We start from the raw sequence: 25,001 nt of genomic DNA, 5'->3' as shown, positions 1-25,001 counted from the left end.
TCAGTGGGGCGCGGCGGCGAGCGCGGCGCGCAGATGGCCGCGGGACTCCTCCAGAAGGCGGGCGGCGGTGGGTCCGTCGACCCCGGCCAGCAGGGTCAGGACGGCGTTCTTGACCTCGCCGTCGGTGGCCGCGAGGGCCGCTTCGATCTCGTCGTCGGCGGCGCCCGTGGCGAGGGCGACGATCCGGCGGGAGCGGGCGCGCAGCTTCTCGTTGGAGGCGCGGACGTCGACCATCAGGTTCCCGTAGGTCTTGCCGAGCCGGATCATCGTGATCGTCGAGAGCATGTTGAGGACCAGCTTCTGGGCGGTGCCCGCCTTCAGCCGGGTGGACCCGGTGAGCAGTTCGGGCCCGACGACCACCTCGATGCCGTGCTCGGCGGCGGCGGCCAGCGCGCTGTGCGGATTGCAGGCCAGCCCGACGGTCAGCGCGCCCAGCGCACGGGCGTGGGCGACCGCGCCGAGGGCGTACGGCGTACGGCCGGACGCGGAGATGCCGACCACCGTGTCGTCGCCGGTCAGCGCCAGGGCGTCCAGGTCGGCGCGGGCCAGTTGGGGGGAGTCCTCGGCGCCCTCGACGGAGGTCACCATGGCGCCGGGGCCGCCCGCGATCAGCCCGACGACCTGGGCGGGGTCGGTGTTGAAGGTGGGCGGGCACTCGGAGGCGTCGAGCACGCCGAGCCGCCCGGCGGTCCCGGCGCCCGCGTAGATCAGCCGCCCGCCCCGGGCCATCCGGGCGGCGATGGCGTCGATGGCGGCGGCGATGGCGGGCAGGGCGCGGGCGACGGCTCCGGGGACGCCGGAGTCCTCCCGGTTCATGAGCGTGGCGAGGTCGAGGGTGGAGAGCCGGTCGATGTCCGCCAGCTCGGGCCGGAAGGCTTCGGTGGTCAGCTGTTCCAGCTCGGTGCGGATGTCCCGGGGCTCGGAGGTGGAGGTCATGAATCCAGACGGCTCTTTCCAGGAGGGACTGAGGGTTTCGATTTTAGGAGGATTTAGGGGATTTGTCGGATGGGTCAGAGGGTGTGGGGACGTGTGGATACGCGGCTCCGCCGCGTGGGCGCGATCAGTCGAGTCCTGCGACCCGATGGTCCCGTCGGTCTAACTCCGATGCCGGTGGGCGAGGGCCTCGTACGACGCTGACAGTGCGGGTCCCGCGCTGTCGTACGTCCGCTGGGCCACCCCCACGAACAGGCAGTCCACCACCAGGAGCTGACTGGTCCGGGACGACATGGCCGCGGGGCGCAGTTCGCTCTCGCGGGCCGTGGACGTGGTCAGCACATGGTCGGCGTACTGCGTGACCGGCCCGTCCGGCCGCCCGGTGATCGCCACGGTGGTGGCCCCCCGTTCGAAGGCGACCCGCAGTGGCTCGATGACGTCCCCGGTGGACCCGGAGTGGGTGATGGCGATGGCGGCATCGCCGGTGCGTAGCTGGACGGCGTTGGTGACGGCGAGATGGGGGTCGGAGTGGGCGTGGGCTATGAGCCCTATCCGCAGCAGCTTCTGGGTGAGGTCCTGGGCGACGAGACCGGACGCCCCGATGCCGTAGACATCGATGCGGCGGGCCGCCGCGGCGGCGGTGACGGCGGCGCCGAGCTGTACGGTGTCCAGCCCGGCGGCGGTGTCGGCGAGGGTCTGCTGCTCGTCATGGGCGAGCTTGGCGACGACATCGGCGAGGGGATCGTCCACCGCGATGTCGGTCGTGATGGCGGGCGCGCGGCCGGACTGCTGGTGCGCGGCGAGACCGGCGAGGGCGAGGCGCAGATCGCGGTACCCGGGGTAGCCGAGGAGGCGGGCGGTGCGGACGACGGTCGCCTCGCTGGTGCCGGTGAGTTCGGCGAGACCGGTGACCGTGAGGGCGGCACAACCCGCGGGGTCGCCCGCGACGGCTTCGGCGACGCGCTGCATGGAGCGGGTCATCGAGGGGATCAGGGTGCGCACCTTGGCGGCGAGGGCGGCGGGTGCGGGAGGTGCGGGAGGCGCGGGTGCCGCCGGTGCCGCGGGTGCCGTGAGCGGGGGTGCCGCGGATGGGGGTGTGGCGGGTGCCGGGGTCGCCGTACCGCCGAAAATTTCCTTCACTTTCCGGGTCACCCATGAAAGATATTTTCGGCCGGGTGTCCCGGTCAAGAGTGCGCACAATAGGGGTATGGCACCCGATCCCCCCGCTCATCCCATCAGCCCCCTGGAGCAGGCGCTGCACACCGCTCGCGCGCTGGTGCTCGCCGATCTGGTCGCGGGCGAGGTGGCCGAGGCGGACGTGGTCTCGCTGGTCGAGGAGTCGGTCGTGGAGCGGCGCTGGTGGGTGGAGCAGTGGCCGGACGGGGCGGCGTTCGTCGCGGGGCTGATCGCCCAGGACGTGCAGGACGCGCTGCTCGACCGGTACGGGCGCTGGCCGCTGTGCCCGGTCTGCGGTTCGGGCGATCCGCACGCGCTGGACATCGAACCCGAGCTTGGCCCCGACCCGCACTGGGTGTGCCACCAGGCGGGCGTGAAGGTCGCGGCGCTGGGCACGCTGAGCGCCGGGATCGGGGCGGGCGGCGGGGCGCCGGCTCCGTGACCGTCTACATCGACCCGCCGACCTGGCCGGGCCACGGCCGGCTGTGGTCCCACCTGATCAGCGACGCCTCGTACGACGAACTCCACCTCTTCGCCCAGCGGCTCGGCGTCCCGCCCCGCGCCTTCGAGCGCGACCACTACGACCTCCCGTCCCACCGCTACCCGGACGCGGTGAGCGCGGGCGCCCTGGAGGTGAGCAGCCGGGAGGTGGTCCGGCTGCTGACGGGTGCGGGTCTGCGCAGACGCCGTACGCGGGGAGCGCCGCCCGGCAGGTGAGACCGGGCCCGGCGCCTATCCCTCGGACCCCTCGGACCCCTCGGACCCCTCGGACCCCTCGGAACCCTTGGGCCTCTCGGGCGCCGAATCCCCCCGCAGCTCATACGCGTGCAGCGGCTCCCCGCCCCCGTCGACCCGGCTGAAACCGGCCCGTGCCAGCACCGCCCGGGACGCGGCGTTGTCCGGCTCGACGGTGGCGAACAGGCACCGCACGTCGTCCTGGGCCAGCGCCCACCCGGCGAGCCCGCGCAGCGCCTCCGTGGCGTATCCGTACCCCCGCGCCGCCGCGACCAGGTCGTACCCGATCTCCACCCGCCCGTCGCCGTCGGGGGCGCTGTGGAACCCCAGCCCCCCGATCGCGAGATCGTCCTCACGGCGGACCAGCACGAAGACCCCGAACCGAGGCCGCAGCACCCCGTCCGCGTACGCCTTCAGCAGCAGTTCGGCGGCCACCCGGGTGCCGTCCATGGGCCCGCCCTCGATCCAGGTGAAGCCGCCGTCGCCGCCCGTGGCCAGGTCGGCGGCGGAGGCGGGGGTCAGCGCCTCCAGGGTGAGCCGTCCGGCGGGCAGGACCAGGTTGTTGTGCCAGCGCCACGCGGTGACCGGGGCCCGGCCCGGCAGCGCGCCGCGACCGGTGGCCCACAGCAGGGTGGGCCAGGGGCCGGGGCCGGGCCGGGCGTCCGGGAAGAGCGTGCGCAGGACGAAGTCGGCGTGCCCGGCGGCGGGTTCGTAGCGCAGCCCCAGGGCGGTGGTGATGTCGTACGTGTGCAGCAGCACCTCGGCGACGCCCATCGCGGCGAAGCCCTCGCGGTTCGCGCTGCGGAAGGGGTACGGGTGGAAGGCGCGGGCGTGGCGGGGCGCGGTCCGCACGGCCGCCGCCAGCAGCGCGCCGGTCGTCTCGATGACCTGGAGGGTGCCGGTGTTGTCGGCGGGGTCGTCGAGGGTGAGGTCGTAGGGGACGTACGCGTGTTGCGCGCGGCCCGCCAACTGGCTCGCGTAGGCGAGCAGATCGCCGGCGATGTGCTCGGCGGTCTCGCGGCAGCTCCAGTCCAGCCCCGAGGCCGGGACCTCGCCCCAGTCGAGCGCGACCCCCGCCCCCAGCGCCGCGACGGCCCCGGCGACCGCGTTCCGCACCTGCTCGGCGGCCTGTTCCCCACCCTGAGTTCCCATGGGGGCAGGCTAGAAGGTGCCGCTCAGCCGGGCGACAGCATTTCCAGCTCGGCGGCCATGTTGTAGCGCGCGGTCCGTTCCCAGTGCTCCCGGCCGTACGGGGTGTGGAAGAGGGCCGGGAGGGAGAGGAGTTGCACGAGGACGACGGTGCGGCCGGCGCGGAAGTCGTCCGGCGGGACGAAGGCGTACTCCTCGCGGATGGCGGCCGTGTACGCGGCGTACGCCGACGGGGGCGCCGCCAGGATCGCGAGGTCCGCGTCGCACAGGACCTGCCCGTCGGGGTCGTCGTCGCCCGGCGCGTGGCTCACGGTCAGCCGGACCAGCCGGGCCACCTCGGCGACCTTGCCCGGCGCCAGCCCCGCCTCCGCCAGCGCCCGTTCGGCGAGCCGGGCCGACCGCTCCTCGTTCTCCTCGCGCTCGGGCCGGTACACGGCGTCGTGGAACCACACCGCCAGCCGTACGACGTCCAGGTCGGCGGCGTGCCCCGCCAGCGGGCCGTCCACGTGGTCGAGCACGGCCGTGAGGTGCGTCGCCGTGTGATAGCGGCGCTGGGGTTCCCGCCAGCGGGCGAGCAGGTCATCGGCGTACGGGAGGGGATCGGGGTACGTCAGGGGATCGGAATACGTCAGGGGATCGGGTCCGTCGCCGTCGCCCCGGGCGCCGGTCAGGGCGGCGGCGAAACGGACGCGGAGGGAGTCGAGATCGGCCATGGGGGCATTGTTCCGCCCCGCGTGCCCTCCGGCGGCCTGCTGCGCGCTGTCCCCCATCTCCCGTGAGTGGTACACGGACATCTAGGTTGGGACGTATGACTGATGAGTACATGGACGCAGGCGTACGGGACCCCGAGCTGCCGGGGCGGTTGCTGACCATCGAGCGGGACGCGCTGGTGCCGCTGCTGCGGGGCCGGGCGGACGCCGATTTCGAGATCTGGACGGAGGCGTGTCCGGACTGGACGGTGAGGGACGTGCTGGCGCACTGCGCGGCCGTGCTGAACCGGGTGGTGGAGAGCCGGTACGAGAAAGGCGTGTTCTCGCCGGTCGCGAATCAGCGGGATATCGAGGAACTGGCGGGTTTGTCCCACCAGGAGGTGGTGGATCAGCTGGAGCGCGGGATGACCGAGGCCGGGCCGCTGATCGCGAAGGCGGGCGGGATCCTCGACGGGATCGGGCTGGGGGAGTGGGTGCACGCGGGCGATGTCCGGGACGCGCTGGGCGTGCCGGGCGCGTACGGCGGCGTGGGGCTGCCGTCGGCACTCGCGCTGCTCGCCCGGATCAGCCGGGAGAAGGGCAAGGTCGCGCTGCACGCCGACCTGGACGACCGGGACGAGCCGCTGCTGCTCGGCGAGCCGGACGGGCAGCGCCCGCCGGCCCGTTTCATCGGCGACGCCCCGACGCTCGTACGGCTGTACTCGGGGCGGTCGGTGCGGGGGGCGCGGTTCGAGCTGGCGGGGGTGGCGGCGGAGGAGCTGAACATCTACGCGTGAACCGGTCTGCCTGGTCTGCCTGGCCTGCCCGGCCTGTATGGGTGGGGGCCGGTGGGGCGGGCCTGTGGATGTGGCCATGGGGGTGGCCGCCGATGCCCACCGTTACATGTCGGAAATCCTTCAGTATGGCAAATATTTACGCGTGACAACTGCGACGGCTCCTCGGTTGGCCGGGGCCCCTCCTCGCGGCCTGCGGGTTCGCGGCGTACCCTGATATTGGACTAGACCTGTAGTCGCCAGGGGAAACGGGAAGGGGTCCTGATGGTTTCGCGTGCAGTCCTGGAGGTGATCGCCCTGGATGCCGAGGACGCGGTCGCCGCCCAGGCGGGGGGTGCGGATCGGCTGGAGCTGGTCACAGACATGGGGGGGGGGCGGGGGGAGCGCCCCCCCGCCCCCCCCCCGCACCGCCCCCGGGGGTTGCGGGGCCCCCCCAGCCCGCCGGTGGGGGGGGGGGGTGGTGGCGGTGTGGTGCGCGGAGTCGTGGGGGCCCCGGGTGCCTCCCCCCGCCGCCCGCCACCTTCACGGCGATCCGCGCCGCCGTCGATATTCCGCTGCGCGTGATGCTGCGGCTCGCGGACGGGTTCTCCGCGGGGGACGCGGGGCGGTTGGTGGAGGCCGCGCGGCGGATGCGGGAGGCGGGGGCGGACGAGTTCGTCCTCGGCTTCCTCGATCCGCACGGCGGGCTGGATCTGTACACGGTCGAACGGCTCGTGGGGGAGCTGGACGGCTGTGCGTGGACGTTCCACCGCGCGATCGACCGCGCGGCGGACCGGGACGCGCTGCGCAAGCAGCTCGACGGGCTGCCGGGCCTCGACACCTACCTCACGGCCGGTGCGGCCACGGGGGTCGACGAGGGCGGACCCACGCTGCTGTCCGAGGCCGGGCGCCAGGGCGAGCCGGGCTACGAGCAACAGCTCCTCGTGGGCGGCGGCCTGCGCCTCGACCACGTACCCGCCCTGCTCGCCGCGGGCATCGACGCCTTCCACATCGGCGGCGCGGCCCGCCCGGACGGCTGGGGCGGCCCGGTGTCGCCGGAGGCGGTAGCGGAGTGGCGTACGGTCCTGGACGGTCCGTCCGGGGCCGCGGGCTGAGCGAGGGGGCGCGGCGGGACCGGGCACTGTCCGGTTCCGCCGCGCTTTCGTGTGGCACGCAAGTCTGTTGTCCACCCGGACGGGAGAACCTGGCCGGTCGGACCGGAGGCATGGCCGGTTGGACCGGAGGCATGGCCGGTCGGACCGGAAGCTTGGCCGGTCGGCCGACGCGGAGCCGGAGAGCGCGGGCTAGCGTCCTTCTCGGCGGGTGACACCACGGAGAGGAAGGCAGTCCGATGGAGCAGCGAACGTCCGACCGCGGCACCGGCGTGACCACCGAGTTCGAGAGGGACGTCGTCAAGCTCTTGCTGGAGGCGATGCGCGCGGTGGACAAGCAGGAACGCGAGGACGTCGGCACGGAGAGCGTGCTGTACGCGCTCGTGTCGGGTGACTCGGCCGCGGGTTCCGCGATCGCACCCGGGATACGGGCCGCCGGCTCGCTCGGCGGTTCGATCGGGTCCCGGGGGACAGCCGTGTGGGTCAGTGAGGACGCGGGAGACGGCACGGCGGGAAGCCCGGACGACGAGCGGGAGATCGACGCCTTCTGGCGGGTGGTCCGGCAGGAGGAGGCCAAGAGGCCGCGCTGGACGAATCGCAAGCAGAAGGAGGGGGAAGGGCAAGGGCAGGGGCAGGGGCAGGGAAGCGTTGAACTCCCGCCGATGACCGGCGCGTTGCGGAGCTGCCTGCGCAAGGCGCTGGAGGCCGCGCGGGAGGAGGGCACGGTTTCCGTGCGCGTCCGGCATGTGGCGCGCGCACTGGTCGGGCTGCCCGATACGCGGGCCCGCGAGGCCATGGTGCTGGAGAAGGTGGACGTCCCGGCTGCCTCGATGGCGCTCGACGCGCTGCGGGGGAGCGACGACGTACCGGAACCCGGCCCGGTGATGGTCCTGCGCAAGGCGGGGACGTTCGGGAAGAGCGGGAATCCGCTGACCCGGAAGGTCACCGCCTGGATTTTCGGGGGCGGCGCCGGGTTCGGTTCCGCGGTCGTGGGCGCGGTGCGCACGGAGGCACCACGGGGGGCGGTCCGGCGCGGGGCGTCGGAGATCGAACCCGTCGATGTGCTGCTGGGCATCCTGGCGCTGGACCGGTCGTTGACCGTCGCGGGGCGTGAGCTGCCCGAGAACCTGACGGGAGCGAACCAGGGGGGCGCACTCCTGCGCCGGCACGGCGTACGGCAGGACGCGGTCACCCGGGTGCTGCTTCCCGACGCCGGGGTCGTGGAGCAGGACCCCCGGGAGGTCCCCGGCCACGCCGACTTCGAACAGCGGCTCCTGCACGTCGCCCAGTTCACCGCCGCCGCGCAGGGCTCGCCCACGGTCGGCACGACCCACCTGCTGGCCGCGCTGCTGGACAAGGGGACGGACGCGGAGTCCGTGGCGGAGATCGAACGTGTGCTGGCCGAGAGCGGGGCGGATGTCGCCGGGCTGCGGGCGGAGCCGGGGCTCCGGGTCCCGGGCGGAGCGGCAGAGGCGTCCTGACGTATCCGCTGCCGCATCCGCAGTGTCCGCCAACGCGCACGACGAGAGCAGCCGTTGAGAACGGCGCCCACAGGGAGAGCACATGAGTACGGCGGTGCGGCCGTGCGGACGGGTGTGGAGCGAGGCCGCCGCGATCCGGGAGGCGGTGCGCGCCGCGCCCCGGCGGACGGTCGTGACCGAGTCCGTACTGGCCGGCCTGGTCCTGCTGTGCTCGCTGGCGCCGGTTCCGCTGATTCCGCCGGCCCACCCGGTGGGCGTGGTTCTCCTGGGGGCGTGGGCGGCACTGCTCGTGCCCGCGCGGCGGATGTACCCGGCCCTCACGGTGCTGGGCTGCGTGCCGCTGATCGCCGGGACCAACGTGTGGGCGATGGTGGTGGTGCCGTGCGTCGTGTGGTCCGCCGTGCGCCGCATCACCCCCGTACGGCGTGCCTGGGGCGTTGTCGGGGCGAGCAGCGCCGGCGCCGTGCTCCTGTCGACCGCCGGCCAGCTCCTCAGCGGACTCCCGACGATGCCGTACCTGATCGCCGGTGCGGCCGTGACCGCGCTGTTCATCCTGCTGCCCGCGCTGTCCGCCCTGATGATGGGGCGTCGCCGCCCGCTGACGGGGCTGCTGCGGGAGCGCAATGCCTACCTCGAACGGACCCGCTTCCTCACCGACGAGGCGGCCCGCATGGAGGAACGGGCGCGCATCGCCGCCGAGATGCACGATCTGATCGGCCACCGCATCAGCCTCATCTCGATGCACGCCGGAGCCCTCCAGCTCGCCGCCGAACGACAGGCGCCCCCACTGGCCGCCCAGGCCGAACTTCTGCACACCACCGCCGGAACGGCCATGGACGAGCTGCGCGGCATCCTCGGCGTCCTGCGTCACCGGTCCGCGGAGAACAGCGGTGAGCGGGGCACCCGCGAGGATCTCTCGGCGCTGGTCGCGGATTCCCGGAACGCGGGAGCCGACGCCGTACTGCACTGGAACGCGACCGGGCCGACGGACGCGGACGCCCGCACCCGGCAGGCCGTCCACCGGGTGACCCGCGAAGGACTCACCAACGCGCTGAAGCACGCGTCCGGCGCGGCGGTCCGTGTGATGTTCCAGGAGGAAGGGGACACGGTGGTGGTCGCCGTCATCAACGATGCCCCGCCGGTGCCCTGTCCGCCCGGGGACGGGAACCGCAGCGGACTCGTCGGCCTCCAGGAGAGGATCAGCCTGCTCGGAGGTGCCCTGCACGCCGGACCGCGCCCGGAGGGCGGCTTCGTCCTCTCCGCCCGGATACCCGTGCGGCCCGACGCGCCGCCCGTGTACGCCACTTCCCCCGGGCCGGTGTCCGGCGGGGCGGGCTCCCGGCCCCCGCTGTCCACGGAGGTCCTCACCTGGCCCCGCCTCCTGGGCGGCGGCTGCGCGGCTCTGCTGGTGCTGCTGCCGACGGTCGGCGGCACCATCGCCCTGCTGATCATGGCGGTTCTACACTGAACCGATGATCCGAGTGCTGATCGCCGACGACGAGAAATTGATGCGCGCCGGGGTCCGTCTGATCCTGGAGAACGACGGCGAGATCCGCATCGTGGCGGAGGCACAGAACGCCCGTGAGGCCGTCGAGGCCTGCCGCGCCCACCTCGTCGACGTCGCCCTCCTCGACATCCGTATGCCCGGGGACGGCATCACCGCCGTCGCCGGGATCGCCCGGCACTCGCCCCGCACCCGAGCGGTGATGCTGACGGCCTTCGGCGAGGAGGCGACCGTCACCAGCGCCCTGCGCGCCGGAGCCCACGGCTACCTCCTCAAGGACACCGGCCCCCGCGACCTCATCGACGCCGTACGCCGCGCGGCGGCCGGAGAACCCGTCCTCGCCCCGCAGGTCACCCGCCAACTCGTCGACTTCCGGATGCGGTCGGGCCACGGCGGCGACGTCGCCGCACGCCGGATCGCGGGCCTGACACCGGCGGAACGGGACGTCCTGAGCCTGCTGGGCACCGGCCTCTCCAACGCCGAGATCGCCGCACAGCTCCACCTCAGCTCCGGCACGGTCAAGGCCCACATCAGCAGCATTCTCACCCGCACCGACTGCACCAACCGGGTCCAGGCGGCGGTGCTGGCCCAGGAGGCGGGACTGCTCGACTGAGGCCCGCTCACATGGTGTCCGCCAACGCCCTTCAGGGGCGCGGGGCTGTATCGATATGCGGCTCCGCCGCGTGGGCGCGACCAGCCACAAACCACCCGCACCCGGCACCCAACAGCAGCCCCCCCCCCCCCCCCCGGAGGGAACCGTCACCGCAACTGCCAAGGCAGCACCCCGGAATGCGTCACCGTCAACCCCGACACCGCCCGGGTCAACGCCACATACAGCCGCCGCAACCCGGTCCGTTCATCCGGCTCCCCCTCCACCACGGCCCCCGGCTCGTCGAGCACGACATAGTCGTACTCCAGCCCCTTCGCCAAAGACGCCGGCACCAGCGTCAGCCGGGTCTCGCGCGTGGTCTCGGCCCCCGGATCCAGATACCCGATCCCGGCCGCGCCCAGCGCCTCCGCCAGCACCGGCACCCGCGCATCCGCCGCGATGAGCCCGATCGACCCTTCCCGGGCCAGAGCCTCCCGCACGGCACCGACGACCCCCGCCGTCCCGGAGACCTCACCCGCCCCCGTAGCCGCCGTAGCCCCCGCAGAAACCTCCCGCACCTCGAACACCCCAGGACTCTCCCGTACCGACGCCACCGGAGCCAGCCCGGGCGCGATGTACGGCAGCAGCCGGGACGCGTACGCGATGACATCCGTCGGCACCCGGAACCCGGCCGTCAGCTCCTCGACCACGGCGTCCCCCTTCCCCAGATGCCCGAGCGCCTCCTCCCAGCTGGGCGTCGCCCACGGAGTCGTCCCCTGCGCCAGATCCCCCAGGACGGTCGCGGACCCCGTCGTACAGCGCCGCCCCACCGCCCGGTACTGCATCGGGGACAGATCCTGCGCCTCGTCGAGCACCACATGCCCCAGCGAATGCGTCCGCTCGACCAGGTCCGACGCCTCGTCGACGAGCACCGCGTCAGCAGCCGACCACTTCGCCGCCTTGACCGACCGCACGGGTTTGCCCCACAGGATCGTCTTCTGCTCATCGGCGGACAGCACCCCCTCGGCATGCTCCGCGAGGAACTCCGCGTCGGTCAGCAGCCGCAGCACCAGCTTGGCCGGCTCCACGGCCGGCCACACCGCCTTCACGGCCGCCTTCACCGCGCTGTTGCGCGCCACCGCGTCCTGCACCCGGTCGTCGGGCGCCTCCCCGGACCGTTCCATCTGCACCAGCACCGCGTGCGCGATCCGCTGGGGCAGCGCGTCCCGGGCGGCCCCGTAGCGAATGTCCCGGTCGAGCAACTCCCTTACGATCTCCTCCAGTTCGTACGCCGCCACCCGCCACCGCCGGGACCCGCGCACCACGACCACCGGCTCTACGGGCATGCTGACCTGCGCGTACAGCGCCCGCCGCAGCACCTCGGCCATCCGGGCGTCCCCCTTGACGACGGCCGCCGCGGCGTCGTCCGTACCACACACCTCCACCCGCGCCACCAGATCGTCAACGGTGGCCTGCCGCACCGACAACTCCCCCAGCGCGGGCAGCACTTGCTCGATGTAGTGGAGGAAGGACCGGTTCGGGCCGATCACCAGCGTGCCGGTGCGGGCCAGCCGCTCGCGGTGGGCGTACAGCAGATACGCGACCCGGTGCAGCCCCACCGCCGTCTTCCCGGTGCCGGGACCACCCTGCACACACACCGTGCCGGACAGCCCGGACCGTACGATCCCGTCCTGCTCGGGCTGGATCGTCGCGACGATGTCCCGCATCGGGCCGACGCGCGGACGCTCGATCTCCCGCTGGAGCAGCCTGCTGGTACGGGACGCCTCCGCCGGGTCCACCGGATCGGACAGCCGCTCGTCCTCGTACGCGGTGAGGTCACCGCCGGTGAAACCGAAGCGGCGGCGCAGGGCGATGTCCATCGGGTCCTGCTTGGAGGCCCGGTAGAACGGCTGCGAGACCGGCGCCCGCCAGTCGATGACCATGGGATCGCCCTCGGCGTTGTGCACATGCCGCCGCCCGATGTAGAAACGCTCGCCGTCGGCGCCTTCGGCCCGCTCGGCGCCGGGGGTGTGGAGATAGTCGAGGCGGCCGAAGAAGAGCGGGGTGCCGGCGAGGTCGGCGAGCGCTTTGACGCGCAGCTCGATCTGGTGGGCCAGCGCCTCGGCGCTCACCCAGTTCGCGGCGACGTCGCGGATGTCCAGCGCCTCGGCGTCCTCGCGCATGGCACGCAGCGCGGCACGGGAGGAGGCGAGGTGGGAGCGCTCGCGGGAAAGGGGACCGGCGGGGTCGAGGGCAGGGGTGGACAAGGGGATGCCTCCGGAAGCGGCCTGCGGTGCGATGCGATGCGATGCGGGGCAGGCGGTGGGTGGGTTCAGCGGGACGGCGAGAAGCCACCCGGTTTCCGTCCGGGCGGCGGCGCTCCTGGAGGGAGGCGGGCAAGAGCGGAGATTCTAGGCGAACGGATGGGCCGAGACCAACGAATATCCACGCCCGTGCCCGTGCCCTACCCCGACGCCCCGGCGACGAGTCGACGCTGTGGGTGTCCCCTAGGGGTCGGGCGGCGCCGGGGGCGTCCTTTGTGAGGGGCGGGGTCCATCCCCGGGTGGACTCCTGGGACGACCGGATTACCCCCGTGGACCGATGCCCTCTTTACGTCCGAAAGCGCACGATAGATACATGAGCGCAGCGACCCTCACCCCAGTTCCAGGGCGCCCCCCAGGCGCCACCGCCGTGGCCGGAAGCCACCGCCACCGCATAGGCGAAGCCGTCCGCGCCGTCCGCGTGTTCGCGGGCGCGGCCTTCGACGTCATCATCCTCGGCGAATACGCAGAGGAAGCGGGCGTGCGCCGCAGGTGACGCCGGGGACCGTCCAACGCCGCGCGGCCCTCTCCGCCCGCCCGGCGCGAACCCGGAACGCAGGAACCCGCCCGGTCACCGCAGGTCCGGGCGGGGCATCACGGCAACAGCCGGACTCAACCGGCATCGGAATTTGCAGGCAGATGCCACCAGCCTCCGGAGCTACGGGGACTCGTTCCGCACACTGCGTGAGACCGCCCTCTCGTAGATGTCCCGCGCTGCCGAATTGGCGCGGTAGGGCTGTAAAAGTCGGCTGATATTCGCAACATGCCGGTCAACCCGGCCGGAATTGACATTCGGGTATCCGTCAAGCACTTGGGACCATGTCTTGCATGCCGCATCCAGATGCCCCAGCTCTAGTTGCCGTTCGGCCAAAAGTGAACTGAATCGCAGCGCAGACCGGGGTGTGTCGCTCGCATCTCTTAGTCGAAAATGCAACTCCAGGGAATCGATACTACCTTTGATGTCTCCTGAATGATAGCGAACATTGGATGCCGCGTAAGCCGACGTTGACGCGTTGAAACCTCCGAAGGCTCCGATTCCGCTTTCGGCGATTTCGAGAGACTTTTCTGTCTGTCGAATGCTGCCAAGTGCTGCACGGCTGTCACCGGCTACGGCGGAGGCATAGCCTTGCTGTGCTGCGAAGAACGCCTGCATGCGGGGTCCTGTTTTTGGAGCAGCGGCAGCGGCAGCATCGGCCAGGCGAACGGCGACCGGACCGTGTCCTAGGTCTGCTGCTTGAACTGACATGCCCCGAAGGACATGGCAATACGTCAGGTGATCGCCGCTGGCACCCGCGAACTCCAGTCCCTTCTTGTAGTACCGCTGTGCCAGCCCGTGCAACGCTTCATCCTCTGCCATCCAGCCGGTCAGATAGCAAAGGAAGGAGGTGGCAGACATCATGGCCTTGCGGATTTCCTCGGGTGCGTCCACCCTCAGGTACGGGGCGACCGTATTGGCGAGGAACAGTGCGGCCATCGGCCGTGTGTGCTTGCCGCCGAAGTCCTCAAATGTCTCCCATAGGCGGTCGGTCATTTTCGTGACCAGATCAACGTCCGACGTTCCTATGCGGTGTGCTCTTCCTGATTGAACAGATTCCATTCTCCCTACAATGTCCGGCCAATTAGGGATGGTCAATGCGACAGAGAAGAGGCTCGCTCCGAGAAAATTACGACGCTCCACGTCCTGTCTCCCTAGGTCAATCAACTCTTCCACGGTTGAATAACTGTTTGGCTCATGGGCAGGAGTGGAGAATCCCACTTCGACTTGGGTGACCGGTCTGCCTAGCTTGCGCGAGAGTGCTTCCAGGATCAGGGGGCGGGTTCCCTCTTTCGGCACGTAACCCTTAAGCCACTGATGAACGGATTGCTCGCGGTATCTGACTGGAGTTCCCCGCTCAGTACCGATCTTGTTTACCGCCTGAGCGAACTGCCGCAGGTTCCACCTGGTCTCCTGGTACAGGCGCGCAAGTGACTCGTTCGGCTTCCGCGTCGTCACAGCTGGTCAACTCCTCGGACTGGGCAACCGCTTGAAGCTTTTGAAATCTGCTGCTGCGTCAACGGTACCCCTGTGCGTGACGGGCCGGTTGCCTAGAGCGAGCAGGACGGTTCGGGCGGATCGCAGGGGAGCGAACAGCAGTCATGACTGAAGTGGGCACCCGGCTAAGGGCGTTGGGCCCGATGGGGTTCTTGGGATGGAAGCCGCCGCAACGGATCGGCGGCGAGCCCGAATTGCCCAGCCTCGGGCTTGAGCCGGTTCCGGTTGACGGTTGCCGGATCTGTGGGGCGGCGACGAAAGGCCGGGAGCGTTGCCGGGGGAATCCGGAGGCGGTCCGGAACTTCAACGTGATTATCAGTCAGCATCCGCACCGCCGGGCGACCAACGCGACGGGGAGTCCCGTGAACCGCGCATTCGGCCGTCGCTCACCAGCGGGCAATCAACCAGCAGTGGACGCGAGTTGGAGACGCAATGAAGCGTGTGAATCTGATCCTCGGTCGGCTGTCGCGGCTGTTACCGCCGTCGTCCGGGCGTCGTCGTGCTCGCCTGCCCCTCAGGTGGCGGGTGGCGGACGCGGTGGTCGGTCCTGTGGCCGTGGATGTGTCCGTGCCGCAGGTGATGCCGGGGGGTGCGGTGTGGTCTCGCTGATCAAACAGCCCTGGCCGCCTCTTCCCCGTCCCCGGGTGTGTGGCGCCACCGCGCTGACACCGGTCGGTCTGATCGCGGCCATGTTCGCGTCGGTCCACGACTCCAGCGCCCCCGGCAACGTACGGCCGGTGCTGCGCTGCCTGCTCCAGGAACACTCCGGCGGACGTCACCACGACCTGGTGTGGGAGCTGGACGACGCGAGCGCGGGTGAGGTGTGGGCCCAGTGGGAGGACGGCCGGCGGCCCGACGCCTTCCGGGTCGTGCCCGACTGCAACACCCTGTCCGGTCCGACCCCGAAGGACGAGGCGTGCATTCTGTACGCAGGGCATCCGGGGTGTCACACCTGGCAGTACACCGACCCCGAACACGAGGCCATCGAAAACAGCCCGGAATTCCAGCAGGCCCTCGCCGACGTCCTCAAGGCCGTTGTCAGGCGCAGCCCGGAGCCCTCCAGGGACGGCGATGACTGAGCGGCATCAGGGGCCGCTTGCGGCGGAGTGCCGCCCCTGCCACCAGCCGGACGCCGGAGAGGTCGCCCGGTGAACGCCGGTACCCCGCCCGCCCCGGGCACCTCCCGCATGACGATCGAGACGTACCGTGTCCGGCCGGACGGTGCGCGAGTCGACCACACCCGAGCGCGAACTTACCGGGCCGTCCCAGGACCGCTGGCTCTTGACTCCCACCGCTGGCCCCCCTGCCACTGCCCGCACTGCCGGACCGGCGACGGACCATCCGGCAACTGGTGACGGCCCCGAATCGCCCGCACTGTCACAGCGCTCCGTCCCAAGCCGTTCCCGGGACCGAGTGCTCACCGAAGAACTGAGGAACTGAAGGGGCCATGAGTTCTGATCTCCCCGCGTCCGCGATTGAGGCGCTGATCCGTCCCCATGTCGGCGAGGTGTCCGTTGTCCAGCGCACTGTGCGTGGATTCAGCTCGGACCTCACAGCCCAGGTCGACTCCGCAAGGGGTCGGTTCTTCGTGAAGGCGGTCCGCAACCGGCCCGGGGGCCGAGTGGCCTCGCTTGCCAGAGAGAGGCTGATCAACCCCTATGTCCGGCCCATCTCGCCGCCGATCCGGTGGGATGTGAAGGACGCCGACTGGATCGTTCTCGGGTTCACCTGGGCCGAGGGGCGATCGGCCAGTCTGCGGCCGGGTTCGGCAGATCTGCCGGGAGTGGTGGAGTTGGTGGAATCCATCGGTGTGATCAATCTTCCGCACCCGGCTCGGGGATGGGCCGAAACCCGCTGGGACCGCTTCACCGAGAGTGAAAGCGAGGCGGTGTTGCTTCAGGGTGATGCCTTGCTGCATACCGGCATCAACCCCGGCAACGTCCTAGTGGGAAAGCGGGGGTTGTGGGCGGTGGATTGGGCCTGGCCGACTCGGGGAGCTGCGTTCATCGATCCCGCGCTGCTGGTACTCCAGCTTGTTGCCGCAGGACATGACCCTGCGGGCGCGGAATCCTGGGTATCTCCGTGCGAGGCATGGAGCAAGGCCGATCCGAACGCCATCGACGCCTTCGCCGCTGCCACGCTGCGTATGTACCGCTTCCGCGTCTCCCGAAAGCCGGGTACTTCCTGGTTGGAGACCATGGTCGCGGCGTGTGAAGCCTGGAGTGGCTACCGAGGCGTACGTCTTCCCAGGTCCTGATCCACGGCCAGTTGCCTCGGCCGGCCTTTCTACTCCTTGGGGACGGCGGACGGGCCGATCGTGGCCCACGGACCACCGTCGCGGCGAGCCGGTTGCCTTTCGGCCCTGCTCATCGCGGCGGTCAAGCTCCCGCACTGGAATCAGAGTTGACACATTCGTGTGATCAGCGTCGAGACCGGTACGGGTGGCCGGGAGTCATCCCCGCGGTGGGTTGGTCTCCGTAACCTCCGCGAGTAGGCACCCGGCAGCACTGTCATCCGCAATTCGACTGATGAACAGGAGTTCGCATGAGTTTCCAGATCACACAGCCCACTCAGGTCAGGCCCCAGGGCCCGGGTGTGACGTCGGATGAATTCGACCTCGACGTCACCCTGGTCGAGGTCGCCGACACCGCCGGTTTGATCAGCCTGACGGACGACGGCTGCGGCCAGACCTGCGGCGCCTGCACCACCAACGTGGCCTGACCCGAGGCGCGCGTCACCCAGGCCGGTGCCGTCGCCGCTTGCTGCGCGAAGGCACCGGCCACCCGCCTGGACCACGGAGGTCTTGATGGCTTCGAGCATCGTGTTCCGCGCCGGGAAGACCGCTCTTCTGCGTGCGGTCGCTCGGCCGGAGCTTCCCATCTCCCCATGCCCTGACCTTGATGACCAGTCCCCGCGCGGCGAGGCTGCCCGGCTCGCGTGGCTGCGGGACGGGTGGTCCGACGAGGACGCTGCCGAAGCCTTGGAGTACGCAAGCCCTGCTCTCGCTTCGCAGGTTCGAGCCCTGCTTTCATCCGCCGCCCCATCCGCGCGTGATGTGCGGCGTGCCGTCGCTTCGGTAGCGCGCTACCTGCTGCGCGCCGAACACCGGGCGACGCCGTTCGGCCTGTTCGCCGGCGTGGCCTCGGCCGCCATCGGGCCCAGCACGCGCACGATGTGGGGCTCGAACCACACGGTTGTCGGCCGAGCGAGCGCGGAGTGGCTGTCTGCCGTGGTCGAACGGCTGGAGTCGTGCCCCGAGCTGCTGGAACGCCTCTGGGTGGTCGTCAACAACACCACTGTGAAACGCGGTGACCGGCTCATCGTGCCGTACAAGTCCGACTCCGCGGGGCGTCGTCGGCGTGCGGTCGAGGCATCTGTGGCCCTGACCGGGCCAGTACGAACAGTCCTGGACGCCGCCCGCGAGCCGATCCCCGCGAGTGCCCTCGCTGACAAGCTCGCTGCGGAGTTCCCCGCAGCGGGCCCCTGGAAGATTCAACGGCTCGTACGCGAGCTGGTTCAGCACGTGGTACTGATCACGAACCTGCACGCACCGAGTACGGAGACCGACGCCCTGCAATACCTGCTGAACCAGCTCGACGCTGCGGGTGCCGACCGTACGTCGGCCGCTCAAGCGGTCTGCGAACTGCGCGCTGTGCAGATCGATCTCAGCGGTTGCGGTTCCCGCAGCGGCCGGGCCCGTGCTTCAGCACGGATGCAGTCTCAGGTTCCGGGCTTGAAGAGGCACCCCCTTGCTCTGGATCTTCATCTGGATGCCCGGGTCGAACTCCCAGAAGCGGTTGCGCAAGAGATCGAGCGTGCCGCCGGCGTCCTTACCCGGGTCAGCGCCCACCCGTACGGGACTGCGGCATGGAAGGCATATCAGCGACGGTTCTACGAGAGGTACGGCATCGGCACGATGGTGCCGCTCAACGAAGTCGTCACGGACAGCGGCACCGGCTTTCCCGACGGCTATCCGGGAACCCAGCCCGACAAGCGTCGCTCCCGCCTGTCCGTACGGGACGACATCTTGGTGAGGCTGGCGCAGGCCGCCGTCCTCGACGGGCGTGACGAGGTAGTACTCACCGAGGAACTGGTTGCCGCGATGGACCTCGGGCCGGAGCGACCCAGGGTTCCGCCGCATCTGGAGGTCGGCTTCCGGGTGTGCGCCCCCAGTATCGAGGAACTTCACAGCGGGCGTTTCGACCTGGAGCTCGCCAGCGTGTCCCGTGGCGTCGGTGTCACCATGGGCCGATTTCTCACCGTGCTGGCTCCCGAGGACCGCAAGCGGCTGACAGCGGAACTTGCCGACCTTCCGACCGCTGACGCCGGTACCCTCCCCGCCCAGTTGTCCTTCCCGCCGCTGCTGCCCGCGAGCGCCCATGTCACCCGGGCTCCGCAGGTCCTGCCCACCGTGATCAGCATTCATGAGCACCGCGCCACCAGCAGCGATGTGCTCAGGCCTGACGATCTGGCCGTAGCTTGCGATGGGCGCCGCATGTATCTGGCCGCGCCCGAGCACGGGCTCCGGATCGAGGCCGTGGGGATGCACGCGTTGAACCTCGCAGAGCACACCCCGCCTCTGGCCCGCTTCCTCACGGAGTTGTCCCGCGCCCAGTGTGCCCAAGTCACCTTGTTCGACTGGGGCGCCGCGAAGACGATGCCGTACCTGCCTCGATTGCGTTACGGGCGCACTGTGCTCTCCGCCGCACGGTGGCGGCTGGAAGCGGACGAGTTGCCCGGCCGCGACTGCCCCCAGCCCCACTGGGACACCGCCGCCGAAGAGTGGCGGATCCGGCGGCGGATGCCGCAATGTGTCGACCTCGCCGAGGACGACCAGCGCCTGCGCCTTGACCTCGGCCGAGCCGGACACCGCACCTTGCTGCGCCAGCATCTGAACCGCGTTGGTCTGGCCATCCTCCTCGAAGCGCCGGAAGCCGACGCGTACGGCTGGTGCGACGGCCGCGCACATGAGGTCGTCCTGCCACTCAAGGCCACGAGGCCACCAGCCTGGCCGATCCTGCCGACCCCCACCCTGGCCCGCGCGTTCTCCCCGGAGCAGATCCAAACGCCCGGAGTCTCTTCCCTGCTGCTGACCGCCCTGTATGGCGACCGGCGCCGCCAGGACGAGCTCCTGGCCCAGCACCTCCCCACGCTGCTGGACCGACTCGGTGGCCCGCCGTGGTGGTTCATCCGCTTCCGCGACCCTTGTCACCACCTGCGGGTGCGCATTGCCGTGCCCGAGCCCGATGCCTTTGCCGAGACGGCTGGCGCCATCGGCACCTGGGCCGATGAACTGCGCACTGCGGGGCTGCTGTCGGACATGCGCTTCCCCACGTCCTACCGTGAGATGGGCCGCTGGGGCTCCGGCGACGCCTGGGACGCCGCCGAGGAGGTGTTCCGCACGGACTCGCGTGCCGTCGTCACTCTGCTGTCCCAGCTTCAGCGTCCCCAGCAGCGTGCGCTCGTGGCCGCCCACACGATCGCCATTGCCACCGCGTTCCTTGGCAGCGCCGAGGAGGCGATGCACTGGCTGATCGACCACATTCCGCCCGCCGCGCCTGCTCCGGTGCCGCGTCCGCAATTCACCGAGACGGTACGGCTGGCCGATCCGTCCGGGGACTGGACGGCCTTGCGTAACGTCCCCGGCGGACAGGTCGTCGTGGAAGCGTGGGCCGAACGTGATGTTGCACTCGCCGCCTACCGGTCGTATCTTCCCAGCCCGGACACCGAGGGTATCGGCCTGGACGACGTTCTCTCCTCGCTGCTGCACGTCCACTTCGTTCGGCACGTCGCCGTCGACTTCCCTGAGGAAGAGGTCTGTTTGTACCTCGCGCGCGCCGCCGCCCTGGCCTGGACGTCACGGAGGGCACGATGACCCACGCTCTCGCGGTGAAGACGGTGGATGCCGTCGCCGATCGACTCGCTGACCCCGCCACTACCCCGCTGGGACCGGAAGTGGAGCCCTCGCACCGCCAGCATCTCGCGTACGGTCCCACCGGTATCGCACTTCTACACATCGAGCGAGCCGCCGCCGGAGCGGGCTCGTGGCAGCGCGCTCATGCCTGGCTCACCGCTGCTGCCCGGGAGCCGTTCACCAGCGGTCCCGGCAGCCACGCGTTCTACGGCGCTCCTGCCCTTGCTCACGCCCTGTCCTGTGCCGCCGAACATCTGCCGGACGCCTACCAGCGCGCCCGAGACTCCTTGAACCGTCAGATGTCCGTCGACGTTAGCCGCCGCCTTTCGGCCGCGAACCACCGCGCCGACGCCGGACACCCGCCGGAACTCGCCGAGTTCGACACGATCCGGGGCCTGGTCGGCTACGGCGCCTACTTCCTTCGGCACGACCCCGCCGGTACCGCTGTTCGTGCCATCCTCGACTACTGCGTGCGTCTTGCCGAGCCGATCGTTCACGAGGGCGAAGTCCTGCCGGGCTGGTGGACATCGACCGGACCCTCCGGCCGCCCCGACAACCGCTTTTCGGGCGGCCACGCCAACAGCGGTATGGCGCACGGCATCGGCGGTGTTCTCGCCCTGCTGGCCCTTGCCATGCGACGCGACATCACCGTCGGCGGCCACCGCGAGGCCCTCTCGACGTTCCTGGCGTGGCTGAATCGCTGGCAGGTGGAGAGCGGTCCTGGCCTTTCCTGGCCGTACTGGGTGACCCGAGACGAGTTGCGCTCCGGTCGCCTCACCCCCTCCGCGCCACGGCGCCCTTCCTGGTGTTACGGCACAGTCGGCATCGCCCGAGCGAAGCAGCTCGCCGCGCTGGCGCTCGGCAACGTCGACGGCCAGGTTGAGGCAGAGGCCGCACTTGTGGCTGCCCTCACGGACGTCGCCCAACTCAAGGCCACCACGGACAACGGCCTGTGCCACGGCTTCGCCGGCCTCGCCCACGTTGCGGCCCGGACCGCCGCCGACGCGCGCCCTTCGACAGTGGGACAGCTCCGCGCGGCGATCTCACCACTTCTGGGCATCGTCTGCCCGCCGGGAGCCGTCGCGGAAGACTTGGCGAACGCGGTCATTCAGGACATGGAGGCGGGGCCTGGATTCCTGAATGGTGCCTCCGGGATGGCCTTGGCACTCCTGGCTCCTGCTACTACCACCGCACCCGTAACCGCCTGGGACTCCTGCCTGCTCATCGCGTGATCCACTCACCGAAGGACCTCCTCATGCCCCCGGACCGCTGGCACCAGCACAACATCACCTTCACCGACCGCGCGACCGGTAAGCGAGCCATTGTCGAGCGACTTGGCCCCACCCTGCTCTCGGCTGCGGAAGATGGACAGCTTGTCGGCTGGTGGTTCATGAACAAGCATCCGTGGCCGCTGCGGTATCGCGCGGCCGAGCCGTCTCCGTCGGTCGTGTCCCTGCTGAGCGACCTCGTCGATGACGGCACGGTCCGGCTATGGGTGCCTGGCATCTACGAGCCTGAGACCAGTGCCTTCGGCGGCACGGATGCCATGAACGCCGCACACGGTCTGTTCCACGAGGACAGTCGCCATGTGCTCACCTACCAGCCTGCCCCAGGGCGATTGGGGCGTCGTGAGACCGCCGTCCTTCTGATCAGCGCCATGATGCGGGCTGCCCATCTGGACTGGTTCGAGCAGGGCGACGTGTGGGCGAAGGCCGCCTCTTTCCGACCGGAGACCGAAGCCCTTGCTCCAGAACGGGCCGCCGCCTTGATCTCGGCCATGCAGAAGTTGATGACCGCTGACACACGCAGCTTGTGCCGTCCGACCGGCCCGCTTGATGAGCAGGCTGAGTGGGTGGCCGCCTTCGAGAGGGCCGGTACGACACTGGGGCACCTCGCCGCCGGGGGCGGACTCACTCGTGGCCTGCGAGCCGTCATCGCCCATCACGTGATCTTCCACGCCAACCGCGCTGGTCTTCCCCCGGACGACCAGAGCGCCCTGTTCCACATCGCACGAGAGGCAGTCATGGGATCGAGTGGCAGCACCGCGTCGTCCGCCGAGGGCACGCCCGAAACCACTAGCGTCAGGGCGGTGAATTCCGACACCCTCACCACCTTCGAGGCCGATGCCGTACCGCTCCGCAACGCCCTGGTCGAAAAGATCCGCGAATCCGGATATGCCTGTACGCCCGCGGTCGAGACCGCTCTGCGTACCGTGCCGCGCCACCTCTTCGTGCCGGATGCCACCCTCGAAGACGCCTACGCCAACGTCCCGGTGAACATCAAGTACGACACCGATGGCACGTCGATCTCCTGCGCCTCACAGCCGGTGGTCGTCGCCCTGATGCTCGACCAGCTTGACGCCCAGCCGGGCGAACGCATCCTCGAACTTGGTGCGGGCAGCGGCTACAACGCCGCTCTGCTCGCGCACCTTGTCGGCGAGACCGGCCACGTCACGACCATCGATGTCGATGACGACCTCGTGGAGGGTGCCCGAGCCCACCTGGCTGCGGCGGGGTTCACCAATGTCGAGGTACTCACCCGCGACGGCGCCGTCGGTCACGCCCAGGGAGCACCGTACGACCGAGTCATCGCCACGGTCGGCGCGCACGGCGTTCCGCCCGCCTGGATGGAGCAGCTCGCCCCGGGCGGACGGCTCGTGGTTCCCCAGCGGCTCAAGGGCAGCGTCTCCCGCTCCATCGCGTATGAACAGCGCGATGGCCGCTGGACCAGCGTCAGCAGCGAGATGAACACCTTCATGCCGCTACGGCGTGGCATCGCCGACGACGACCGCCGTGTCATCCCGCTCAGCGCGGACGGCTCCGTACGGCTTCAGGCTCCCGCGGGGCAGCCGATCGACGCCGAGGCCCTGGCCGGTGTGCTGGAGCAGCCGCGCTCCGAGGAGTGGACCGGCATGGTGGTCCGGGCCATGGAATCGCCGGAGTGGATGGAGCTGTTCGTCTCCTGCTCCCTGCCCAGCGGCCTGATCCGGATGCTGTTCCCGAAGGAGGCCAAGGGCACCGTCCTCACCGATGACCCATACCCGTCGTCCAGCGTGGCCGTGGACAAAGGCGCCCTCACGTATCTCGCCCGCAGACTGTCGGACCAGAAGACCCCCGAGGGTGGCAAGCTCTGGGAGTTCGGCGTGATCGGTCACGGTCCCGGCAGTGACGAGCTGGCCGCGAAAGTGGCCGACACGATCCGTACCTGGGACCGCGAATACCGCGATCGGGAGGCCAGGTTCGAGATCCAGCATCTCGGCACCCCGGTGACCGAGCAGACCCCCGGTCTCTTCGTTCTCGAAACCCCGCTGAACCTCGTCATCGTCGACTGGCGGTGACACCGGTCGGCATATGAGACGGCCGGTGCCCGAAGCCGCCCGGTGGGCACCGGCCATCCCTCCTCGTTCGACCCGTGCTCGCCTCCCCGGGGGGAACGTATGGACCCGCATGGACCGATAGCCAGGCGATTTCCCCTCGTTGCCCGCTTCCGGCCCGCCTGTCTGCCGCTGCCCGCCCGTTTGAGTGCTCTCGCAGCACTGGCCGAAAGGGCGGTGCGACATGATGAACAAGGTCTGGCCTCCACCGTCTTCAACCAAGCCGCGCTTCTGGCGTCCGACCTCGGTCTTCCCGCACTGGCCCGCTCCATGTGCCGCCGACATGCCGAGGCATACCTTCGTGCCTGCCCGTTGCCCGCCATGAGCGCCATCCGTGGGCTGGAGCCCGTGGTCAACCTGGCCCGCTTGCAGATCCGCGCCGGCCGGACCGACGACGGGCGGCAGCGGCTGCTGGACCTGTACGAGGCCGTCGGGAGCAGCGGCTCTGCGGTCTTCGAGAGCATTGCCGTGCCGGCCGCACTGACCGCGACGGCCGAGGCCCGGAGGGAGGTTCACGCGTGGCTGTGGCGCGTAGTGCTCGCCGACGGCACCCGAACGCTCACCAGCACGGGCCGTTGGCCTGAAGCCCTGGCGCACATCGAGCGACATCGAGGCGTGGGCACACGGATGCTCGACGGACGGCAAGTCGCTGTCGTAGCAGCCCTGACCTCGGGTGACAGCCGGCGCGCGGCGGCGTTGCTCGCCGACACGACTCCTGGTGAGCCGTGGGAGCGGGCCGTCACCGCGTGCCTGACCGTGCTGTGCCGCCACGACGCAGGACATCGTCTCGACGGCTGCGCGGCCGAACTGGTGAACACCTACCTCGGACGAGACGCCGAACCCGGGCTGACCGTCTTCGACGCTCGGCTCGGCATCACGGTCCTGGACGCTGTGGGGCCGCACCACCCGGGAGCAGGCCGAATCGTCGAAGAGCTGAACCGGCGGATCACCGAATCGCTGAACGGATATGCCGCCCGCGACGTTCTGTCGCACGGGCCGTTCACCGCCCTCTCCACGGAAAGCGACGCCCAGGCGTGCCGTGATCTGGTCCGGTCCTGCGGCCTGGGAACCGGAGTTCTCCCGGAGGAACTGGCGAGCGACCTCTCGGCCGCTCTCGATCGCAGCGAAATGGTGATCACTCGTTCCTTGAGGAACTCCACGTAGTTCTCCACCACCGGCCCCGACCTTCCCCGCCAGACGGCGTGTTCCAGCCAGCGTCG

The 25,001-nt window shown here is 70.4% G+C and carries 20 protein-coding genes and 2 pseudogenes; 16 read left to right on the top strand and 6 right to left on the bottom strand.

The window, feature by feature from the left end:
• Positions 1-936, bottom strand: a complete 936-nt coding sequence (gene murQ, locus ACFXAZ_RS07750) for an N-acetylmuramic acid 6-phosphate etherase (RefSeq protein ID WP_384586396.1) — start codon at positions 934-936, stop codon at positions 1-3.
• A 159-nt stretch (positions 937-1,095) separates the two neighbouring features.
• Positions 1,096-2,085: a MurR/RpiR family transcriptional regulator gene (locus tag ACFXAZ_RS07745; RefSeq protein ID WP_384586394.1), complete on the bottom strand. Its 990-nt coding sequence runs from the start codon at positions 2,083-2,085 to the stop codon at positions 1,096-1,098.
• Positions 2,086-2,140: 55 nt separating this feature from the next.
• On the opposite strand from ACFXAZ_RS07745, the gene ACFXAZ_RS07740 reads away from it, so the two are divergent.
• Both ACFXAZ_RS07740 and ACFXAZ_RS07735 read left to right on the top strand, forming a co-directional pair.
• Complete coding sequence (locus ACFXAZ_RS07740; protein ID WP_382684090.1) at positions 2,141-2,551, top strand: hypothetical protein; 411 nt, start codon at positions 2,141-2,143, stop codon at positions 2,549-2,551.
• Entirely contained in the window at positions 2,548-2,826 is a 279-nt protein-coding gene (locus ACFXAZ_RS07735) for a DUF4031 domain-containing protein (protein WP_384586392.1), read from the top strand. Before ACFXAZ_RS07740 ends, ACFXAZ_RS07735 begins: the two co-directional genes overlap by 4 nt.
• Before the next feature lie 15 nt (positions 2,827-2,841).
• On the opposite strand, the gene ACFXAZ_RS07730 is transcribed toward ACFXAZ_RS07735, so the two are convergent.
• Both ACFXAZ_RS07730 and ACFXAZ_RS07725 read right to left on the bottom strand, forming a co-directional pair.
• Positions 2,842-3,996, bottom strand: coding sequence for a GNAT family N-acetyltransferase (locus tag ACFXAZ_RS07730; RefSeq protein WP_384586390.1), 1,155 nt, complete (start codon positions 3,994-3,996; stop codon positions 2,842-2,844).
• A gap of 23 nt (positions 3,997-4,019) precedes the next feature.
• Positions 4,020-4,706 carry a hypothetical protein gene (locus ACFXAZ_RS07725; protein ID WP_384586388.1) on the bottom strand — a complete coding sequence of 229 codons (687 nt, stop codon included), beginning with the start codon at positions 4,704-4,706 and terminating at the stop codon, positions 4,020-4,022.
• 95 nt (positions 4,707-4,801) lie between these two features.
• On the opposite strand from ACFXAZ_RS07725, the gene ACFXAZ_RS07720 reads away from it, so the two are divergent.
• The 6 genes and pseudogenes from ACFXAZ_RS07720 to ACFXAZ_RS07695 all read left to right on the top strand — a co-directional run bounded on the left by ACFXAZ_RS07720 (position 4,802) and on the right by ACFXAZ_RS07695 (position 10,165).
• Positions 4,802-5,479 carry a maleylpyruvate isomerase family mycothiol-dependent enzyme gene (locus tag ACFXAZ_RS07720; protein ID WP_384586386.1) on the top strand — a complete coding sequence of 226 codons (678 nt, stop codon included), beginning with the start codon at positions 4,802-4,804 and terminating at the stop codon, positions 5,477-5,479.
• Positions 5,480-5,740: 261 nt separating this feature from the next.
• A pseudogene (locus ACFXAZ_RS07715) lies at positions 5,741-5,842 on the top strand (copper homeostasis protein CutC); the annotation flags it as partial.
• A 120-nt stretch (positions 5,843-5,962) separates the two neighbouring features.
• Positions 5,963-6,570, top strand: a pseudogene (locus tag ACFXAZ_RS07710) (copper homeostasis protein CutC); the annotation flags it as partial.
• Between the two features lie 236 nt (positions 6,571-6,806).
• Positions 6,807-8,048, top strand: coding sequence for a hypothetical protein (locus ACFXAZ_RS07705; RefSeq protein WP_384586384.1), 1,242 nt, complete (start codon positions 6,807-6,809; stop codon positions 8,046-8,048).
• An 82-nt stretch (positions 8,049-8,130) separates the two neighbouring features.
• A complete protein-coding gene (locus ACFXAZ_RS07700) occupies positions 8,131-9,516 on the top strand; it encodes a sensor histidine kinase (protein ID WP_384586382.1) in 1,386 nt (461 codons plus the stop codon).
• A 4-nt stretch (positions 9,517-9,520) separates the two neighbouring features.
• Positions 9,521-10,165, top strand: coding sequence for a response regulator (locus tag ACFXAZ_RS07695; RefSeq protein WP_384586380.1), 645 nt, complete (start codon positions 9,521-9,523; stop codon positions 10,163-10,165).
• Positions 10,166-10,311: 146 nt separating this feature from the next.
• Here the strand turns inward: ACFXAZ_RS07695 and ACFXAZ_RS07690 are convergent, their stop codons facing one another.
• On the bottom strand, positions 10,312-12,408 hold the full coding sequence (locus ACFXAZ_RS07690; RefSeq protein WP_384586378.1) for a HelD family protein: 2,097 nt from the start codon (positions 12,406-12,408) through the stop codon (positions 10,312-10,314).
• 370 nt (positions 12,409-12,778) lie between these two features.
• Between ACFXAZ_RS07690 and ACFXAZ_RS07685 the strand changes: the two genes are divergently transcribed.
• Positions 12,779-12,958, top strand: a complete 180-nt coding sequence (locus ACFXAZ_RS07685; RefSeq protein ID WP_384586376.1) for a hypothetical protein — start codon at positions 12,779-12,781, stop codon at positions 12,956-12,958.
• A gap of 162 nt (positions 12,959-13,120) precedes the next feature.
• Here ACFXAZ_RS07685 and ACFXAZ_RS07680 read toward each other — a convergent pair whose 3' ends face one another.
• Entirely contained in the window at positions 13,121-14,455 is a 1,335-nt protein-coding gene (locus ACFXAZ_RS07680; RefSeq protein ID WP_384586374.1) for a tetratricopeptide repeat protein, read from the bottom strand.
• Positions 14,456-15,183: 728 nt separating this feature from the next.
• On the opposite strand from ACFXAZ_RS07680, the gene ACFXAZ_RS07675 reads away from it, so the two are divergent.
• The 7 genes from ACFXAZ_RS07675 to ACFXAZ_RS07645 all read left to right on the top strand — a co-directional run bounded on the left by ACFXAZ_RS07675 (position 15,184) and on the right by ACFXAZ_RS07645 (position 24,945).
• On the top strand, positions 15,184-15,573 hold the full coding sequence (locus tag ACFXAZ_RS07675) for a hypothetical protein (RefSeq protein ID WP_384586372.1): 390 nt from the start codon (positions 15,184-15,186) through the stop codon (positions 15,571-15,573).
• A 368-nt stretch (positions 15,574-15,941) separates the two neighbouring features.
• Positions 15,942-16,751 (top strand): hypothetical protein, encoded by an 810-nt coding sequence (locus tag ACFXAZ_RS07670; protein WP_384586370.1) that lies wholly within the window; start codon positions 15,942-15,944, stop codon positions 16,749-16,751.
• 287 nt (positions 16,752-17,038) lie between these two features.
• The gene (locus ACFXAZ_RS07665) at positions 17,039-17,215 is read left to right on the top strand and encodes an FxLD family lanthipeptide (RefSeq protein WP_384586368.1); all 177 of its coding nucleotides are present in this window, start codon (positions 17,039-17,041) and stop codon (positions 17,213-17,215) included.
• 85 nt (positions 17,216-17,300) lie between these two features.
• Entirely contained in the window at positions 17,301-20,369 is a 3,069-nt protein-coding gene (locus tag ACFXAZ_RS07660; RefSeq protein ID WP_384586366.1) for a lantibiotic dehydratase, read from the top strand.
• Positions 20,366-21,640: a lanthionine synthetase C family protein gene (locus ACFXAZ_RS07655; protein WP_384586364.1), complete on the top strand. Its 1,275-nt coding sequence runs from the start codon at positions 20,366-20,368 to the stop codon at positions 21,638-21,640. The genes ACFXAZ_RS07660 and ACFXAZ_RS07655 overlap by 4 nt, the downstream gene beginning before the upstream one ends.
• A 23-nt stretch (positions 21,641-21,663) precedes the next feature.
• Positions 21,664-23,745 carry a methyltransferase, FxLD system gene (gene fxlM / locus ACFXAZ_RS07650; RefSeq protein WP_384586362.1) on the top strand — a complete coding sequence of 694 codons (2,082 nt, stop codon included), beginning with the start codon at positions 21,664-21,666 and terminating at the stop codon, positions 23,743-23,745.
• Between the two features lie 99 nt (positions 23,746-23,844).
• Complete coding sequence (locus ACFXAZ_RS07645) at positions 23,845-24,945, top strand: hypothetical protein (protein ID WP_384586360.1); 1,101 nt, start codon at positions 23,845-23,847, stop codon at positions 24,943-24,945.
• Positions 24,946-25,001: the final 56 nt, after the last annotated feature.

It is taken from the genome of Streptomyces sp. NPDC059477, assembly GCF_042749375.1.
GTDB lineage: Bacteria > Actinomycetota > Actinomycetes > Streptomycetales > Streptomycetaceae > Streptomyces.
The sequence above is the reverse complement of the archived record's forward strand: the minus strand, read 5'-3'. Positions and strand labels throughout refer to the sequence as shown.

Bases quoted from the DNA above. Each gene is read 5' to 3' on its own strand.
- ACFXAZ_RS07730 (WP_384586390.1), bottom strand. From the start codon at position 3,996: ATGGGAACTCAGGGTGGGGAACAGGCCGCCGAGCAGGTGCGGAACGCG.
- ACFXAZ_RS07720 (WP_384586386.1), top strand. From the start codon at position 4,802: ATGACTGATGAGTACATGGACGCAGGCGTACGGGACCCCGAGCTGCCG.
- fxlM (WP_384586362.1), top strand. From the start codon at position 21,664: ATGCCCCCGGACCGCTGGCACCAGCACAACATCACCTTCACCGACCGC.
- ACFXAZ_RS07660 (WP_384586366.1), top strand. From the start codon at position 17,301: ATGGCTTCGAGCATCGTGTTCCGCGCCGGGAAGACCGCTCTTCTGCGT.
- ACFXAZ_RS07725 (WP_384586388.1), bottom strand. From the start codon at position 4,706: ATGGCCGATCTCGACTCCCTCCGCGTCCGTTTCGCCGCCGCCCTGACC.
- ACFXAZ_RS07700 (WP_384586382.1), top strand. From the start codon at position 8,131: ATGAGTACGGCGGTGCGGCCGTGCGGACGGGTGTGGAGCGAGGCCGCC.
- ACFXAZ_RS07670 (WP_384586370.1), top strand. From the start codon at position 15,942: ATGAGTTCTGATCTCCCCGCGTCCGCGATTGAGGCGCTGATCCGTCCC.
- murQ (WP_384586396.1), bottom strand. From the start codon at position 936: ATGACCTCCACCTCCGAGCCCCGGGACATCCGCACCGAGCTGGAACAG.
- ACFXAZ_RS07695 (WP_384586380.1), top strand. From the start codon at position 9,521: ATGATCCGAGTGCTGATCGCCGACGACGAGAAATTGATGCGCGCCGGG.
- ACFXAZ_RS07665 (WP_384586368.1), top strand. From the start codon at position 17,039: ATGAGTTTCCAGATCACACAGCCCACTCAGGTCAGGCCCCAGGGCCCG.
- ACFXAZ_RS07705 (WP_384586384.1), top strand. From the start codon at position 6,807: ATGGAGCAGCGAACGTCCGACCGCGGCACCGGCGTGACCACCGAGTTC.
- ACFXAZ_RS07675 (WP_384586372.1), top strand. From the start codon at position 15,184: ATGTTCGCGTCGGTCCACGACTCCAGCGCCCCCGGCAACGTACGGCCG.
- ACFXAZ_RS07655 (WP_384586364.1), top strand. From the start codon at position 20,366: ATGACCCACGCTCTCGCGGTGAAGACGGTGGATGCCGTCGCCGATCGA.
- ACFXAZ_RS07685 (WP_384586376.1), top strand. From the start codon at position 12,779: ATGAGCGCAGCGACCCTCACCCCAGTTCCAGGGCGCCCCCCAGGCGCC.
- ACFXAZ_RS07645 (WP_384586360.1), top strand. From the start codon at position 23,845: ATGGACCCGCATGGACCGATAGCCAGGCGATTTCCCCTCGTTGCCCGC.
- ACFXAZ_RS07740 (WP_382684090.1), top strand. From the start codon at position 2,141: ATGGCACCCGATCCCCCCGCTCATCCCATCAGCCCCCTGGAGCAGGCG.